General features: G+C 23.8%; 1 protein-coding gene. It reads left to right on the forward strand.

Annotated features, from left to right (window positions below; all coding sequences use genetic code 11):
• Positions 1 to 706, forward strand: a 706-nt coding sequence (locus EZH24_RS14410; RefSeq protein ID WP_201798608.1) for a hypothetical protein, incomplete at both ends; no start/stop codon positions are given.

Below are 706 nucleotides of genomic sequence, written 5' to 3' on the forward strand. Positions count from 1 at the left end.
AAATGTGCAGGACTTATATATGAATATAATAATTCAACAAGAAGTAAAATTATATATTTAGGAACCAATCAAAAACCAATAAACGCTGCAAAAGGCATATCTATAATAAAATTTGAAAATGTTTACATAGACGAAGTAAAACAAATAATAGACAAAGATATAAAATGCAATAGCTTTCAAAAAGAATCCTATTATGATGTTAATGAAAATCCAATACTAGTATACGGATATCATAATAACTATGCAGGAGATAATAACGGAGAGAAAATATCTATATTTACAGGTATAAATAATGAGCTCGTTATAAATACAAATAAATCTTATGGCTGTGCTTATCTTATATACAAATATAGAAATCCTTTTAACAACAAAGATGAACTAACATATTATGATACCAATAATAATAATATGCTCAATAGTTTTGGATATTATAAGAGAATAAATACCTTTGATGATAGAGGTATTAATATTATAAGCAGAGAATATTATGATATTTATAATAAGCCTACTTTTTTGGCAAATCGTTTTTATAAAGTAGAGTTTATTTATGACAGTTTTGGAAACTTAATATATGAAAAACATTATGATACAAATAATAATATGATATCCGATAGTGTAGATAAATATGCTCTGTCAATCAGAGAATATGATAATAATAACAGAATGATAAAATGCAGTTTCTATGATTTAAATAATAATCTTACTG

Origin of the sequence: Brachyspira catarrhinii (assembly GCF_005518285.1) — a bacterium.
GTDB lineage: Bacteria > Spirochaetota > Brachyspiria > Brachyspirales > Brachyspiraceae > Brachyspira > Brachyspira catarrhinii.